This is a genomic window from Lactobacillus kitasatonis DSM 16761 = JCM 1039, from assembly GCF_000615285.1.
GTDB lineage: Bacteria > Bacillota > Bacilli > Lactobacillales > Lactobacillaceae > Lactobacillus > Lactobacillus kitasatonis.
In genome coordinates this window covers 147,676-161,408 of sequence record NZ_BALU01000002.1, presented here as the reverse complement: position 1 = coordinate 161,408, position 13,733 = coordinate 147,676, and the positions used below count along the sequence as shown (strand labels likewise).

Sequence of the window (13,733 nt, the reverse complement as noted above, 5' to 3'; positions counted from 1 at the left end):
GCTTTCAGATAAGATAAGTATTGAGTAATGAAAAGATAAAGTATAGAAAAGAGTGTAAGTATGTCATTTCCAAAGAACTTTTTATGGGGCGGTGCAACAGCTGCCAACCAAATCGAAGGTGCCTATGATGTTGATGGTAAAGGTTTATCAGTAACAGATATTACTACTGCAGGTAGCCTTGATCATCCTAGAATGTTGACCTACAAGTTAAATGGTAAGCTGGGTAAGTCACCAACTATGCCAGGCGCTGGTCTTCCAGAAGGTGCCGTTGGTGCAATTGATCCTAACGAATATTACCCTAACCATGTAGCGATTGACTTCTATCACCACTACAAAGAAGACATTAAGATGTTTGCTGAAATGGGCTTTAAGACATTCCGTCTTTCAATTGCCTGGACTAGAATTTTCCCAAAGGGCGATGAAGAAAAGCCAAATCAAGCAGGCCTCGACTTCTATCGTCGCGTCTTTGAAGAATGTAAGAAGTACGATATTGAACCTTTAGTTACGATTTCTCACTATGAAGATCCACTTTACTTAAGTGAAAAGTACCATGACTGGCAAGACCGTAAGATGATTGATATGTACGTTAAGTATGCTAAGGTTTTGTTCAAGGAATACAAAGGCTTGGTAAAGTACTGGCTTACATTTAACGAAATTAACACTGCAGTTATGATGTTAGACATGTTTGGTAACAAGAATAACTCAGATGAAGCTTACCAACATGCATACCAAAAGCTTCACTACCAATTCGTCGCAAGTGCTCGTGCAGTTAAATTAGCTCATGAGATCGATCCAAACTATGTAGTAGGTAACATGATTTGTGGTATCGTTGATTACCCATTGACTCCAGATCCTAAGGATGTTTTGAAGTGTCGTCATGACTGGGAAAAGAACATCTTCTATTGTGGTGATGTTCAATGTAAAGGTAAGTATCCAACCTTTGCTAAGCGTTTGTGGGATGAACACAATGTTCACTTGGACATTACTGATCAGGATCGCAAGGATTTGGCAGAAGGTAAAGTTGACATGTACACCTTCTCATACTACATGTCTAACGTAGTAACTACTCATGAAGTAAAGGATAAGGTAGGCGGCAACTTTGCAGCTGGTGCCAAGAACCCATACTTGAACTACTCAGAATGGGGCTGGGCAACTGATCCAACTGGTTTGCAATACTACCTTGAAGTTATCTATGACCGTTATGAAATCCCAGTAATGGTAGTTGAAAACGGCTTAGGTGCTGTCGATAAGGTTACTGACGATGGCAAGATTCATGATGATTATCGTATTGACTACCTTCGTCAACACATCGAAGCAATGCAAAAGGCAATCGACGATGGCGTTGATTTGATTGGTTACACCACTTGGGGCTGTATCGATTTGGTATCTGCAGGTACTGGTCAAATGTCTAAGCGTTACGGATTCATTTATGTAGATCGTGACGATAATGGTGAAGGTTCACTTAAGAGAATTCCTAAGGATTCATTCTACTGGTACAAGAAAGTAATTGAATCTCACGGTGAAGATTTAGATTAATAAGATGACTCCAGTAAAAAGAGATGACGATTGTCATCTCTTTTTTGTATAGGCAATAATTGTTAAAAAATATCAATATACCATATGAAATTCAAAAGCGTATAATTAATTCTATATTATTTTATATAGGAGTTTACATTTTGAATAGAAAACACAAAAAAGTTTGGTGGACATTAGGGATAATTGTCGCAGTTTTAGTTGTCTTAATTGGAGTGGGAGAAGCATACTTTTTTAACGTTGCTTTTGTACCAGGTGAAAAAAGCGTGTTAAATAAATATTCAAGCAAGAAAAAGAAAGATCCATTAGCGCAGAATAAGAAATGGTATGCTAAGGCTAAAAAAGAGCATTGGCATATGCAGTCCGCTACATCGAATTACCGTCTTGATGCAAACTACATTCCAAAAAAGAATTCAAATAAAACTGCAGTATTGCTTCATGGATTCGGCAATAATAAAGACACTATGGCGCCATATGCAGCTATGTTTCATCAACTAGGCTATAATGTATTAATTCCAGATGCCCGTGCTCATGGTCAAAGTCAGGTAAGTACATTGGTTATGGCTGGCCTGAAAAATATGATGTTAGAAAATGGGTTAAAAAGGACATTGCTACCAAAGGTAAAAAACAGAAAATTGTGCTCTTTGGTGTAAGTATGGGTGGCGCAACCACAATGATGACTAGTGGAATTAAGATGCCTAAGCAGGTTAAGGCTTATGTTGAAGATTGTGGTTATTCTAGTGTTAAGTCGGAATTTTTGTATGAGGCAAAAGACTTATACAGTATGCCTAGTGCTGTTGCAAAGGGAGCAGTTAACCTTTTGAGTGGTGTAAGCAAAGCTAACCTTGGTTTTTACTTAGGGGATGCATCTGCAGTAAATCAACTCAAGAAGAATAAATTACCAATGATGTTTATTCATGGTGGTAAAGATAATTTTGTTCCAACCAAAATGGTTTATCAAAATTACAAAGCTACTAATGGTCCTAAAGAATTATGGATTGCTAAAAAAGCACCTCATGCACGTTCGTTTGAAACTTATCCGCATGAATATAAATATCGTGTAACCCAATTTTTAAATAAATATGTATAAAAATAAGCTAGATCATTAATTTGATCTAGCTTATTTTATAGATTGTTAATTTTATTTAGTAGCGTTTTGTGGTTTTCTGCGACCAACAAGCCAAGTAGCGATCAAAGCAATAATAGCTTCAACAATGATCATTGCAATTCTCATAGGAATCTTTGTACTACCAAGCCATACGTCAAGCACGATGGAACCGATAATTAAAATTCCCATCCAAATCCATTGAGATCTATCAAATGCGATACCGTATTCTTCTTCACGACGTCTAATACCTGGCAAAATTGCACCTAAACCGATTAATACGATTACGGCTACAATATTGATGATCAATTCGTACCACCAAAGGCCACTGCCTTGCTTAACATCTTGTGGTGCAAAACCAAGGATAGTTGCTACAGCAGTAACGACTAACAAGGCAAGACCAACGAGCCAAGCGAGTTTATCATTTTTAATGTAGACATATTTTGATGGGTACTTCTTTGAGTTCTTTCTTACTCTCATGAATGATAGAAGATCCAGCAGGTAACACCTGGTGAAACAATTGAGTTCAAGTTAAGCAACCAGTTGAAAATGTCGTTCATGTCAGGCAAGAAGATACCTAAGATCATGATGAATGATGAAAGGGCAACGGTTAAGATGTAACCGTTAATTGGCAAGCCGTTCTTATCTTTCTTACGTAAGAACTTAGGCATGTACTTGTCACCAGTGTCAGAGATAAGCATTCTAGTCATGGCATCAAGCAATACGGCAACCAAGGCACAGTTGAACAATAATGATGTCCAAGCCCAGAGGTAAAGCAAGAATTTACCCATACCAAATTGTTTACCAACCATGTCGAATACGTAGTAAGCACCGTTCATCTTCAAGTCGTTTGGAATGTGGTATGCGTCAAAGTAGATACCAAGTGCAAATGAACCAAGGATAGTTAAGAAAGCAGTCATGATAGCTAAAGTAATCATTGCCTTAGGGAAGTCTGACTTAGGTTTCTTCATCTTAGTTACATATGGTGCAACCAGTTCACACCCGTTCATGGCATAGATTAACATTCCGACGGTTGACCAGTAGTGCAAGTCGAATTTAGGAATGATTGTGTGCCAAGTAAATGGTTGGGTAGCCATGTGACCGCCTGATTTTGCCAAACCAACAAAGGCAAGGAAAACAAACAAGACAGTCATAATAACCATCAAACCACCACCAATACTGGAAAGGAATTCCATTGAGTTGGCAAAGTGGTGTTCAACGATAATGAAAACAATGAACACAACGAAAGTCAAAGCAGCAAACATGGTAGTAGGAATTTTATCTTGGAATCCCTTTGAACCGGTCAATGCCCAACCTAGATCGACAATGATTTCGTTAGCGGAGTCTACAGCATAAGGAATTGAGGCTGCCCAGTATGTCCAAGCAGTGAAGTAACCTAAAAATTCTCCGTCAGTACCGCGAACCCATGATGAAAGTCCACCACCTTCTTCACTAAACGTAGAACCTAATTGTCCTACCATTAATGAGTAAGGTGTTACATAAAGCAAACACATGATAATCCAAGAGGTGATAACTGGCATCCCTTGGTTTTGGAAGTTGTACATGATATCGTCCAAGCCGATAACAGTACAAAGTGCCATCAAGGTCAAAACAGGCCAAGTGATGGCTTTCATTTTATTTGTTGATGTTAAATCGTCCAAGTAATTTTCATCCTTCTCTATATCTAAATCTAAAAATTATTTACTCCCACTAGATAGACGAAAATACCGGCGATTTATTTTTAAATTTTTCGCGCATTCGGTCTCCTCTCTTGTTACAACTATAAATTTTACCTACAAATCACTATTAGGACCAGTGTAAAACGCTTTCCATTTTTGATTTAGAACTTTACTTATTTAATGTAAGTATGCATAATGAAACTAACAAAAGTAAGAAAAATAAAAATAAAAATGAAAACGAAAGGGGAGGATGCTAATGAACGCTCAATTTATTGCAATCGGTATTATTTTTGTAGGCTTGTATTTCTTAACTAAGGAGAAGAAGCTTGCTGTAGAAAGAGTTAGAAAGCATAGATAGAGTTTTTTATGGCAAAAACGTCACAAATTATTCGTAATAAAAAAGTAGCAAAATTTTCAACTAGAGAATACACTCGCTGTGAGCGCTGCGGTCGACCACATTCTGTTTACCGTAAATTTGGTCTTTGCAGAGAATGCATGAGAGAATTGGCTCACAAGGGTTAACTTCCTGGTGTTAAGAAAGCTAGTTGGTAAAATTTACAGCAGGCCTGAATGATGATTCGGGTCTTTTTTGTTAAGATTTATTTTTTTCTTATTAAATTAACAGCATTATTTTTGGTAAAGTAAAAACAAAACTGAATGAGATTGGATAGGGAAAGATTTTAATGAATGAATTTCACTTTACTAAATGGGAAAAAATATTCTTAGTGTTGGCTTTCTTAGTTATCTTGATGCTGTTTGTTTCAAGTTCAATGACGTATCAGCAACAAGAGCTTCATGAAGGAGTCATGAATAAACGATTTGGCTGGTTAGAAAATATTGTTGCCGGTTGGAATTTTACTTATGGCGGACGCGTGCATAATGTTCAAGTAGACGGCAGAGCTGGGCTTGCTCAATTCGTTTTACGGAAGATGGCACACTTTGGTTCTTATTTTTTGCTAGGTGGTTTCGGCTATTTAGGGATGCGTCGCATTTTTAAGATTAAATGGGTTGCCCCGATTTTAACTTGGTTTATCACGATTGCATTAGCTGCATTTGATGAATATCACCAATTTTTAACAGGTGATCGTACTCCTAGTGTGCACGACGTAATGCTTGATGGAGCAGGAGCTCTGTGTGCGATTCTTTTAGTAATGCTAATTCTCTTTATTTGGAATAAACATCTTGCCAAGAAAAAATCAGTTTAAATATTTGACACCATTGAATTTCTTAGTACTGTGAGTTAAGATAATAACGTTAATTAATATTAGAAAAAAGAAAGAAGGATCCTTATGTCAGGACATTCAAAATGGCACAATATTCAAGGCCGCAAGAATGCGCAAGACGCAAAGAGAGGTAAAATTTTCCAAAAGTTATCTCGTGAAATTTACATGGCTGCAAAGAGTGGTGGTCCTGATCCTGATGGGAATCCTACATTACGTATGGTAATTGATAAGGCACGTTCAAACAACATGCCTAAGGATAACATCAAGCGTGCGATCAAGAAGGCCGAAGGTGGATCAGAAGAACATTACGACGAAATCACTTACGAAGGCTACGCTCCAGGTGGTGTTGCTGTCTTTGTAGAAGCATTGACTGACAACAAGAACCGTACTGCTTCAGATGTTCGTGTTGCATTCACTCGTAATGGTGGATCACTTGGTGCTACTGGTTCAGTTGCATACATGTTTGACCGTAAAGGCTACATCGTAATTGACCGTTCAACTACTGATGCTGATGAAGATCAAATGTTGCTTGATGTTATGAATGCTGGTGGTGACGACTTACAAACCAGTGATGATGCATACGAAATCTACACTGATCCTAAGGAATTCGCAGCAGTTCGTGACGCTCTTATCAAGGACGGCTACAAGCTTGCTGATGCTGAATTAACTATGATTCCACAAAACACCACTCCTGTTCCAGCAGATAAGAAGGAACAATTTGAACATTTAGTTGATGCTTTGGAAGACAACGACGACGTTCAAAATGTTTACACTGCTGCAGCTGATGAAGACTAATTAAAATAAAAGATAGCTTAGTCCTAGTGACTGAGCTATTTTTTTGTGCTCAAATTTAATAATTACTTAATTTACAAACGGCTTTAAATTAACATTTTTAGCTGTTTGTAAATTTTTTTATTTTTCTCAGAAAAAAATCGCCTTTTTTTGCGTAATAAATAGTGTGGGGTGAAAAAGGAGGTTTTTATGAAGACTAAAGAGATTATCAATGGATTGCTCGTTTCTGCTGTTGCAGATAAAGTCAGTGATATTTTCTTTTTTCCGAAAAGAAAAGAAACTGTGGTGGAATTTAGAACTATTAAGGGCGTTGAAAGACAAAAATCTTTTCCGCTAAATGAGGGACAAGAGATCATCAATTTCTTTAAATATAGTGCTCAAATGGATATTGCAGAACACCGTCGTCCGCAAGTTGGGGCGATGATATTTAATGCAGATGAGCAAGAATACTACTTAAGGTTGTCTAGCTTGGGTGATTTTTCCGATCAGGAATCGTTGGTGGTCAGAATCATTTATGGCATTGACCACAGTCAGTATTTTATGGACAAGCAATTGGAAAATATAAAGAGTTTAGCTTCGCGCAGAGGTTTGATCATTACAAGCGGTCCTACTGGTTCTGGAAAGACTACTACGATGTACGAAGTTGTTAAAGAAATAGGCAAGAATAAAGTCGTGATGACAATTGAGGATCCAGTTGAAGTTCATGAAGCCACTTTTTTGCAATCACAAGTCAATATTGAAGCAGGAATTGACTATCAAAGTCTTTTGAAAGCAGCGCTGCGACATCGTCCGGATATTTTAATTATTGGTGAGATTCGCGATGCTGGAACGGCGCGACTAGCAGTAGATGCGGCTTTGAGTGGTCACTTGGTGTTTGCGACGGTACACGCTAAAAGTACATTGCAAACCATATCTAGATTAGAGGGCTTGGGCATTAGAAAAGATGAATTAGCCAATTGTTTAACTGCAGTTTCATATCAGCGTTTAATGCCTAGTCGTGGTCAGACTAAGTGTTTAATGGATATTGCAAGCGACGAAGTTTTGAAAAAGGCTATGGAACAAGATATTCGTGGTGAATTTATTGACTGGCAAAAGAATATGCAGTTGTTACGGGAAGGAGGAGAAATTAGTGATGAAGTATATTGGCAGTTCCAACAAGGATAAATTGAATGGTGAGGAACAGTTAGCTTTTTAGATTATTTGAAGCACAGTTTGGATAATGGTTTTTCATTGATTAATTCAATTGAACTGATGCCGGTTCTTTGGCCGAAGCGAAAAGGATTAATGGAAAAATTAGCATCGCGAATGAAAGAAGGAGCCAATTTTAGCAGTGAATTGGTCAAATTAGGCTTTTCTAAAACGACGGTTACTCAAGTTAATTTAGCTTTGCAGCAGGGTAATTTGACAGAATGCTTGAATCAGCTTGCTACCTTGAATCGGCTAAAGCAGGAACAGGTTAAGAAGTTGCGGTCGGAACTATCATATCCGTTTGTTTTGGCAATTATGATGGTAATTTTACTGGTATTTATGCAATCGTTTATTTCAACACAATTTAGCGATACTAGTGAACATTCCGGTGATTTGGTGATGCTTCTGTTAATTGGTGTAGTGTTAATCGGAATCTATTTCTTAGCACGGATTGTGACTTTGATGAATAAACAAGATTATGACTCGATGAAAAAGTTGGTGAAGTATCCGATTATTGGACCTGTTATTGGGTTATATGTGAATTATTTGCTTGTCTATGATATCGGGATGTTGCTGGCTAGCGGTTTTTCATTGCAGCGAATGTGTGAATATGCTTCAGAACAAGAAGAAGGATCTTTGCAGCAGACCTTGGGACAGAAGATAGGCAGCCAATTGGTCGAAGGGAAGAACTTGGAGGAGATCGTTAAGCAAGAGGAGTTCTTGCCTAATAGTTTATTGATACTGCTTCAAACAGGATCGGAAAGAAAAAGCTTGAGTCAGAGATGTCTGGTTCTGGGTCGCAGTTTGTTTATTGATTTAACGGGAAGAATTGAAAAACTAGTTGTGAATATACAGCCAATTTGTTTTATTTTGATTGGCATCTGCATTATTGGGATGTACTTGAAGCTGTTGCTGCCTATGTATTCGATGATGCAGGGGATTTAGGAGAGTAAAAATGAAGAAAAGATTGAAGCAATATTTGTTGAATATTTTGGCAAAAAGCCGTCGTCAAGAAGGTTTCACTTTGATTGAAATGGTTGTGGTAATTGCTATTATCGTGATTTTAATTTTGTTGATTGTACCGAACTTGCTTGGACAAAAACAGAAGGCGGATCAAAAGACAACTGATGCATTTAGAACTACAGTCGAAACGCAAATGATGCTTTATGAAAATGAATACGGAGACAAGCCTGGTTTAAAGGAATTAGAAAAAGAAAATTATTTAACGTCAGACCAAGTGAAAAAAGCAATCTCTAAAGGCTTTTTTAAAGATAATGTTTACCAACCGAAATAATCTACCAGCCTTTTCTCTAATCGAAACGATAATCACCCTAGGTATTTGTTGCGGTATATTGCTAATAGGAACTTTACAACTCAAAAGGTATCAAGAACGTCTAATTTTTGACAATACAGTTAAAGAGGTCACTACAGCAATCGATCAAGCTTCAAGGATCAGCACGATCACAGGAGAAAGCGTAGTGATTATTTTTTCAGAAAGTGGACACTACCTTAGATTAAACGGAAGAACAAGTAACAAAAAAGTCGATCTAGACGAAAAGATGAAAATATCTGGTTTAAATAAATTTCACTTTGATAAGCATGGTTATTCAGCACCTGGTACGGTAACTTTTTCAGGCTACGGTCTGGAGAAGAAAATAAAGTACCAAATGCTTTGGGGAAGGGTGCCAAAATGAGAAAAGCAAAAGGCTTTCTAATGGCTGAAAGTATTGTTGCGTTAATTATTGCGACTGTTGCGGTAAGTTGCCTATATTTGACAGTTGCCGAAAGTCAGAAAAACGGAAGAGAGATTGAGCTAAAAACGGATCGTGCATATGCCTACCATGTTTTAAAAGAAAGCAATCTAGATCAAGTAACGGTCCATGATCGAATTTATGAAAAGGTAGGGCATAACTATGTTTATGATCGGGATGCAAAACAAGAATTCGTCGTTGAAAACTAAGGGCTTTATGCTTGCTGAGGCAATCTTTTCTTTGTTTATAACGATGCTTGTCTTACTTATTTTGCAAAATCTATTATTAAGCGTTAAAAAAGCCAACCTAGGTGAAAACCAACATATCAATGAAGTTGCCTATGCATATGTTCAATTAGATCAGTATTTACATGATGAAGATACTAAAATGGTTTATCCATTAGTAAATGAAGGAAAAGGCAGAAGTGCAACCTTTGTTAAAGTAAATAAGGATAAAAGTGAAATCGAATATAAAATAGAATATTATTTACCCAAACGTGTTATAAAGGTTTCTAAATCTGATGGTGGTGGTTATATGCCATTAATTTTCAATGTTCAAAGTGCCAAATTTATTACCAGAAAAGATAAGATTATCATTCGGATTAATGAATACAACAAAGGAGAATCTGATTTAGTTTTTCAGCTTGACGAAGAACCAGATGAAGATAGAAATGTTAAAAGGAATAAAAAAGAAAACACAGGTAAAAGGAAGCGCGCTGTTTAGCAGTATCTTAGTATTAATCACGACATTATTGTTTATCAAAATGTATCAAGATATTTATCAATCTAGTATGGAAAACAATATATTGCTTATTAAATATTTATCGAATAAATGACTTTTCTTGCACCTCATCTTGCCTTTCTTTAAAATATTAAAGGTAATGGAGGGCTACTAGATGGAAAATTTCGAAAAACTTTTTAATCAATTTTTGGATTGCGTACAAACTTTACAAAAAGCATTGAATGTTTCATTTACAGAAACATTAGTTGAAACATTCGACAACTTGGAACAAGGCAAGATAAAGGTTGAAAATGGCGCACCAGATGAAAAAACTGTTGCAGAATTAAGCAAGAAATATCAAGCACTTGACTACGAAAATATTAGTCAAAAGGATAAAGCACAAGTATTTACTTTCTTGACCTTAAAAGCAGTTAACGATGATGGCTTAGATGCCAACCGAATGCCAACCCCACCAGCTATTTCCACTGTTGTAGCAATGTTGATGCACAAGTTGCTTAAAGACGAAAAAATGGAAGTTGTTGATCCAGCAATTGGTACAGGAAACTTGCTTTACTCAGTAATTTCTCAATTAAAGGCTTTGAACCATTCTAAAGATAATTACCAATTGGTTGGGATTGATAATGATGAGGAAATGTTAAACTTGGCAGATGTTGCGGCTCATTTGAACAACTTTGATATTGAACTTTACTGCCAAGATGCTTTGATGCCTTGGATGTGTCCTAATCCTGAGGCAATTGTTAGTGATTTACCAATTGGTTATTACCCAATTGATGAAAATGCTAAGAATTTTGAAAATCAAGCTAAGAAGGGACAATCATTTGCTCACTTATTATTAATTGAACAAATTATCAAAAACCTGAAGCCAGATGGCTATGCTTTCTTAGTCGCTCCTAAATCAATTTTATCCGGTAAGATTGGTGCAGACTTTATGCCATGGCTTACTAAAAAAGTATATTTGAAGGCCATCGTAGAATTGCCTGATGACATGTTTAGAAATAAATTTAATCAAAAGTCTATTCTTGTCTTTCAAAATCATGGTTCAGAAGCTAAACCTAGCGAAGTGTTGTTGACTAAGTTGGCTTCATTGAAGAAAGAACAATCATTGATTCAATTTAATGAGAAATTAAACGAGTGGTATACTAAAATCAATCATTAATTCGTAAAGCATGTAACTTTATTGAAAGTAGAGGAAATTATTTTTATGGAAAAAGTTTTGGCAATCAACTCTGGTAGTTCATCTTTCAAGTACAAGCTGTTTTCTTTGCCAGATGAAAAGGTAATTGCAAAAGGAATGGCTGACCGTGTAGGCCTAGACGATGCTTCATTTGAAATTAAATTGGCTGATGGAACAAAGCATGTTGAAAAAACAGAAATTCCTGATCAAGAAGCTGCAGTTAGTTTATTACTTAAATTCTTGAAGCAATTTAATGTTGTTGAAGATTTAAACGAAATTGTTGGTGTAGGTCACCGTGTTGTTAATGGTGGTGAATTCTTCAAGGATTCAACCATTATTACCAAGGAAAATCTTCATGAAATTTATGAATTGGAAGACTACGCTCCACTTCATAATCTAGCCGAAGGTCGTGGTATTGAAGCCTTTATGAACGTATTGCCAAATGTTCCTCAAGTTGCTGTTTTTGATACAACTTATCACCGTACTCTTGATCCAGTACATTACTTGTATTCTCTTCCATATGAATATTATGAAAAGTACGGTGTACGTAAATATGGTGCACATGGTACTTCTGTTCGTTATGTTGCTCCACGTGCAGCTGATATGATGGGCAACGATCTTAAAGACTTAAAATTGATTGTTTGCCACTTAGGTTCAGGTGCTTCAATTACTGCCGTTAAAGATGGAAAATCATATGATACTTCAATGGGCTTTAGTCCACTTGCAGGTATTACTATGGCTACACGCTCAGGTGATATCGATCCATCACTTATCCAACATTTAATGCATGTTGAACATAAATCAATGGATGAAATGATCTACATGTTGAACTATAAATCTGGTTTGTTGGGTCTTTCAGGTATTTCACCAGATATGCGTGATGTTAGAGAAAGCAATAGCGATCGTGCTAAGTTAGCAAGAAAGATCTTTATTAACCGCATTGTTCGCTATATTGGTTCATACATTGCCGAAATGGGCGGTGTAGATGGAATCATCTTTACTGCAGGTATTGGTGAACACGATATGGGCGTACGTAAAGCTGTAATGGATGCATTTAAGTACATGGGTGTAGATCCAGATTACGAAGCTAACGATAAAGTAAGTGAAGGATTCATTACTAAGCCAGATTCTAAGGTCAAAGTAATGGTTATCCCAACTAATGAAGAATTGATGATTGAGCGTGATGTTGTTCGCTTAACTCATATTAATTAAGCTTTTTGTTCGCACATTGTGTAGGTCTATGCTACAATAGTAGAGTCTCAAGGGGATGTTTTGGGATTCGACAGGCGTAGACCCGCATTGACTGCGGTTCGTAGGTTACGTCTACGTAAAAACGTTACAGTTAAATATAACTGCAAATAACAAAAATTCTTACGCATTAGCTGCTTAATTTAGCGCATGCGTTGCTCTTTGTCGGCTTACTCGTGACTGACACTGAGTATCAACTTAGCGAGTTACGTTTAACTACCTCACCTGAATAGTTGAAAAGAGTCTTAGCAGGTTAGCTAGTCCATACTAGCCCTGTTATATGGCGTTTTGGACTAGTGAAGTTCAAGTAATATAACTATGATCGTAGAGGTCAGTGACGAGATGCGTTTGGACAGGGGTTCAATTCCCCTCATCTCCATAGATATGAAGAAAGCCTTGTTAGGAAGCTATCCTAGCAAGGCTTTTTTTGCAATATCTTTTTATCTATAACTTTTAGCTATTTAGATGTGCTAATAATAAGTATTAAACATAGCTTGTACAATAAATATGGTTAAAAACGAAATTAATGATATTAAATACATGGGAAAATAATAATGAGAGAAATTAAGAATAGATATTTTGAAGAGAAAGATTCCTTTACGGTTTAAACGATGCAAATTTAGATGGTATAACTTTTGGCGAAGGTGAATCACCTTTAAAGGAAGCACAAAATACTACTTTTGAAACAATGTCTAGAAGCGGCATTTGGTACACAAAGAATATTTCAATTAAAAATAGTGTATTGCAAGCTCCAAAATTGTTTAGAAGAGCTAGTCATATTATTTTAGACAGTGTTCACTTTGCTGATGCCGAGGAAACAATGTGGACTTGTGATGATATTAAAATCACTAATTCTCAAATTAATGGTGATTATTTTGGTAAAGATAGTAAAAACATCTATCTTGATAATGTTAGCGTAGTAGGTAATTACGTTTTTGACGGTGCTGAAAATATTGAAGTTCACAATTCAACTTTTGTATCTAAGGATGCATTTTGGAATTGTAAGAACGTTACAATTTATAACTCAATTATTGATGGCGAATATTAGGCTTGGAATACTAACAATATTAAGTTTATTAATTGTAAAATTGAAAGTGACCAAGGATTAAACTACATTGATCAACTTGAAATGAAAAATAGCTCACTCATCCACACAGACTTAGTTTTTGAATATGTTTCAAACATGGATGTAGAACTTAATACTAAGATCGATCCTGCAAAGACAACAATCGATTGTCCAAAGATCGGTAAAAGAGTTGATCAGTCAGATATGAATCAAGAACCAAAGGACTAGTGATA

Annotated in this window: 11 protein-coding genes, 1 other RNA gene and 4 pseudogenes; 15 read left to right on the top strand and 1 reads right to left on the bottom strand. The window is 36.5% G+C overall.

The window, feature by feature from the left end; translation table 11 throughout:
• Nucleotides 1–60 precede the first annotated feature (60 nt).
• Together JCM1039_RS02050 and JCM1039_RS10300 are read left to right on the top strand one after the other, a co-directional pair.
• Nucleotides 61–1,536, top strand: a complete 1,476-nt coding sequence (locus JCM1039_RS02050; protein WP_025014448.1) for a glycoside hydrolase family 1 protein — start codon at nt 61–63, stop codon at nt 1,534–1,536.
• Nucleotides 1,537–1,676: 140 nt separating this feature from the next.
• Nucleotides 1,677–2,623 (top strand): annotated as a pseudogene (locus JCM1039_RS10300) (alpha/beta hydrolase).
• A gap of 51 nt (nt 2,624–2,674) precedes the next feature.
• On the opposite strand, the pseudogene JCM1039_RS10295 reads toward JCM1039_RS10300, so the two are convergent.
• Nucleotides 2,675–4,299: pseudogene (locus tag JCM1039_RS10295) on the bottom strand (APC family permease).
• A 384-nt stretch (nt 4,300–4,683) separates the two neighbouring features.
• On the opposite strand from JCM1039_RS10295, the gene JCM1039_RS11850 reads away from it, so the two are divergent.
• From JCM1039_RS11850 to JCM1039_RS10285, 13 genes and pseudogenes are all read left to right on the top strand, one after another.
• Complete coding sequence (locus tag JCM1039_RS11850) at nt 4,684–4,839, top strand: type Z 30S ribosomal protein S14 (RefSeq protein ID WP_081775129.1); 156 nt, start codon at nt 4,684–4,686, stop codon at nt 4,837–4,839.
• A 161-nt stretch (nt 4,840–5,000) separates the two neighbouring features.
• On the top strand, nt 5,001–5,522 hold the full coding sequence (locus JCM1039_RS02030) for a VanZ family protein (protein WP_025014447.1): 522 nt from the start codon (nt 5,001–5,003) through the stop codon (nt 5,520–5,522).
• Between the two features lie 84 nt (nt 5,523–5,606).
• Nucleotides 5,607–6,335, top strand: a complete 729-nt coding sequence (locus JCM1039_RS02025; RefSeq protein WP_025014446.1) for a YebC/PmpR family DNA-binding transcriptional regulator — start codon at nt 5,607–5,609, stop codon at nt 6,333–6,335.
• Between the two features lie 186 nt (nt 6,336–6,521).
• On the top strand, nt 6,522–7,496 hold the full coding sequence (comGA, locus tag JCM1039_RS02020) for a competence type IV pilus ATPase ComGA (protein ID WP_025014445.1): 975 nt from the start codon (nt 6,522–6,524) through the stop codon (nt 7,494–7,496).
• Nucleotides 7,465–8,465, top strand: a pseudogene (locus JCM1039_RS10290) (type II secretion system F family protein). The gene comGA and the pseudogene JCM1039_RS10290 overlap by 32 nt, the downstream one beginning before the upstream one ends.
• A gap of 10 nt (nt 8,466–8,475) precedes the next feature.
• Entirely contained in the window at nt 8,476–8,814 is a 339-nt protein-coding gene (gene comGC / locus JCM1039_RS02010; RefSeq protein ID WP_025014444.1) for a competence type IV pilus major pilin ComGC, read from the top strand.
• Nucleotides 8,795–9,214, top strand: a complete 420-nt coding sequence (locus JCM1039_RS02005; RefSeq protein ID WP_025014443.1) for a hypothetical protein — start codon at nt 8,795–8,797, stop codon at nt 9,212–9,214. The genes comGC and JCM1039_RS02005 overlap by 20 nt, the downstream gene beginning before the upstream one ends.
• Nucleotides 9,211–9,480, top strand: coding sequence for a type II secretion system protein (locus JCM1039_RS02000; protein ID WP_025014442.1), 270 nt, complete (start codon nt 9,211–9,213; stop codon nt 9,478–9,480). The genes JCM1039_RS02005 and JCM1039_RS02000 overlap by 4 nt, the downstream gene beginning before the upstream one ends.
• The gene (locus tag JCM1039_RS01995) at nt 9,470–9,994 is read left to right on the top strand and encodes a ComGF family competence protein (protein WP_034532881.1); all 525 of its coding nucleotides are present in this window, start codon (nt 9,470–9,472) and stop codon (nt 9,992–9,994) included. The genes JCM1039_RS02000 and JCM1039_RS01995 overlap by 11 nt, the downstream gene beginning before the upstream one ends.
• A 172-nt stretch (nt 9,995–10,166) precedes the next feature.
• The gene (locus JCM1039_RS01990) at nt 10,167–11,168 is read left to right on the top strand and encodes a class I SAM-dependent methyltransferase (RefSeq protein WP_025014440.1); all 1,002 of its coding nucleotides are present in this window, start codon (nt 10,167–10,169) and stop codon (nt 11,166–11,168) included.
• Nucleotides 11,169–11,213: 45 nt separating this feature from the next.
• A complete protein-coding gene (locus JCM1039_RS01985; protein ID WP_025014439.1) occupies nt 11,214–12,398 on the top strand; it encodes an acetate/propionate family kinase in 1,185 nt (394 codons plus the stop codon).
• Between the two features lie 51 nt (nt 12,399–12,449).
• Nucleotides 12,450–12,816: a transfer-messenger RNA gene (gene ssrA / locus JCM1039_RS11845) on the top strand.
• Between the two features lie 172 nt (nt 12,817–12,988).
• Nucleotides 12,989–13,728 (top strand): annotated as a pseudogene (locus tag JCM1039_RS10285) (DUF3737 family protein).
• Nucleotides 13,729–13,733: the final 5 nt, after the last annotated feature.

Bases quoted from the DNA above. Each gene is read 5' to 3' on its own strand.
- JCM1039_RS02050 (WP_025014448.1), top strand. From the start codon at position 61: ATGTCATTTCCAAAGAACTTTTTATGGGGCGGTGCAACAGCTGCCAAC.
- JCM1039_RS02025 (WP_025014446.1), top strand. From the start codon at position 5,607: ATGTCAGGACATTCAAAATGGCACAATATTCAAGGCCGCAAGAATGCG.
- JCM1039_RS02005 (WP_025014443.1), top strand. From the start codon at position 8,795: ATGTTTACCAACCGAAATAATCTACCAGCCTTTTCTCTAATCGAAACG.
- JCM1039_RS01985 (WP_025014439.1), top strand. From the start codon at position 11,214: ATGGAAAAAGTTTTGGCAATCAACTCTGGTAGTTCATCTTTCAAGTAC.
- comGA (WP_025014445.1), top strand. From the start codon at position 6,522: ATGAAGACTAAAGAGATTATCAATGGATTGCTCGTTTCTGCTGTTGCA.
- JCM1039_RS11850 (WP_081775129.1), top strand. From the start codon at position 4,684: ATGGCAAAAACGTCACAAATTATTCGTAATAAAAAAGTAGCAAAATTT.
- comGC (WP_025014444.1), top strand. From the start codon at position 8,476: ATGAAGAAAAGATTGAAGCAATATTTGTTGAATATTTTGGCAAAAAGC.
- JCM1039_RS01990 (WP_025014440.1), top strand. From the start codon at position 10,167: ATGGAAAATTTCGAAAAACTTTTTAATCAATTTTTGGATTGCGTACAA.
- JCM1039_RS02030 (WP_025014447.1), top strand. From the start codon at position 5,001: ATGAATGAATTTCACTTTACTAAATGGGAAAAAATATTCTTAGTGTTG.
- JCM1039_RS02000 (WP_025014442.1), top strand. From the start codon at position 9,211: ATGAGAAAAGCAAAAGGCTTTCTAATGGCTGAAAGTATTGTTGCGTTA.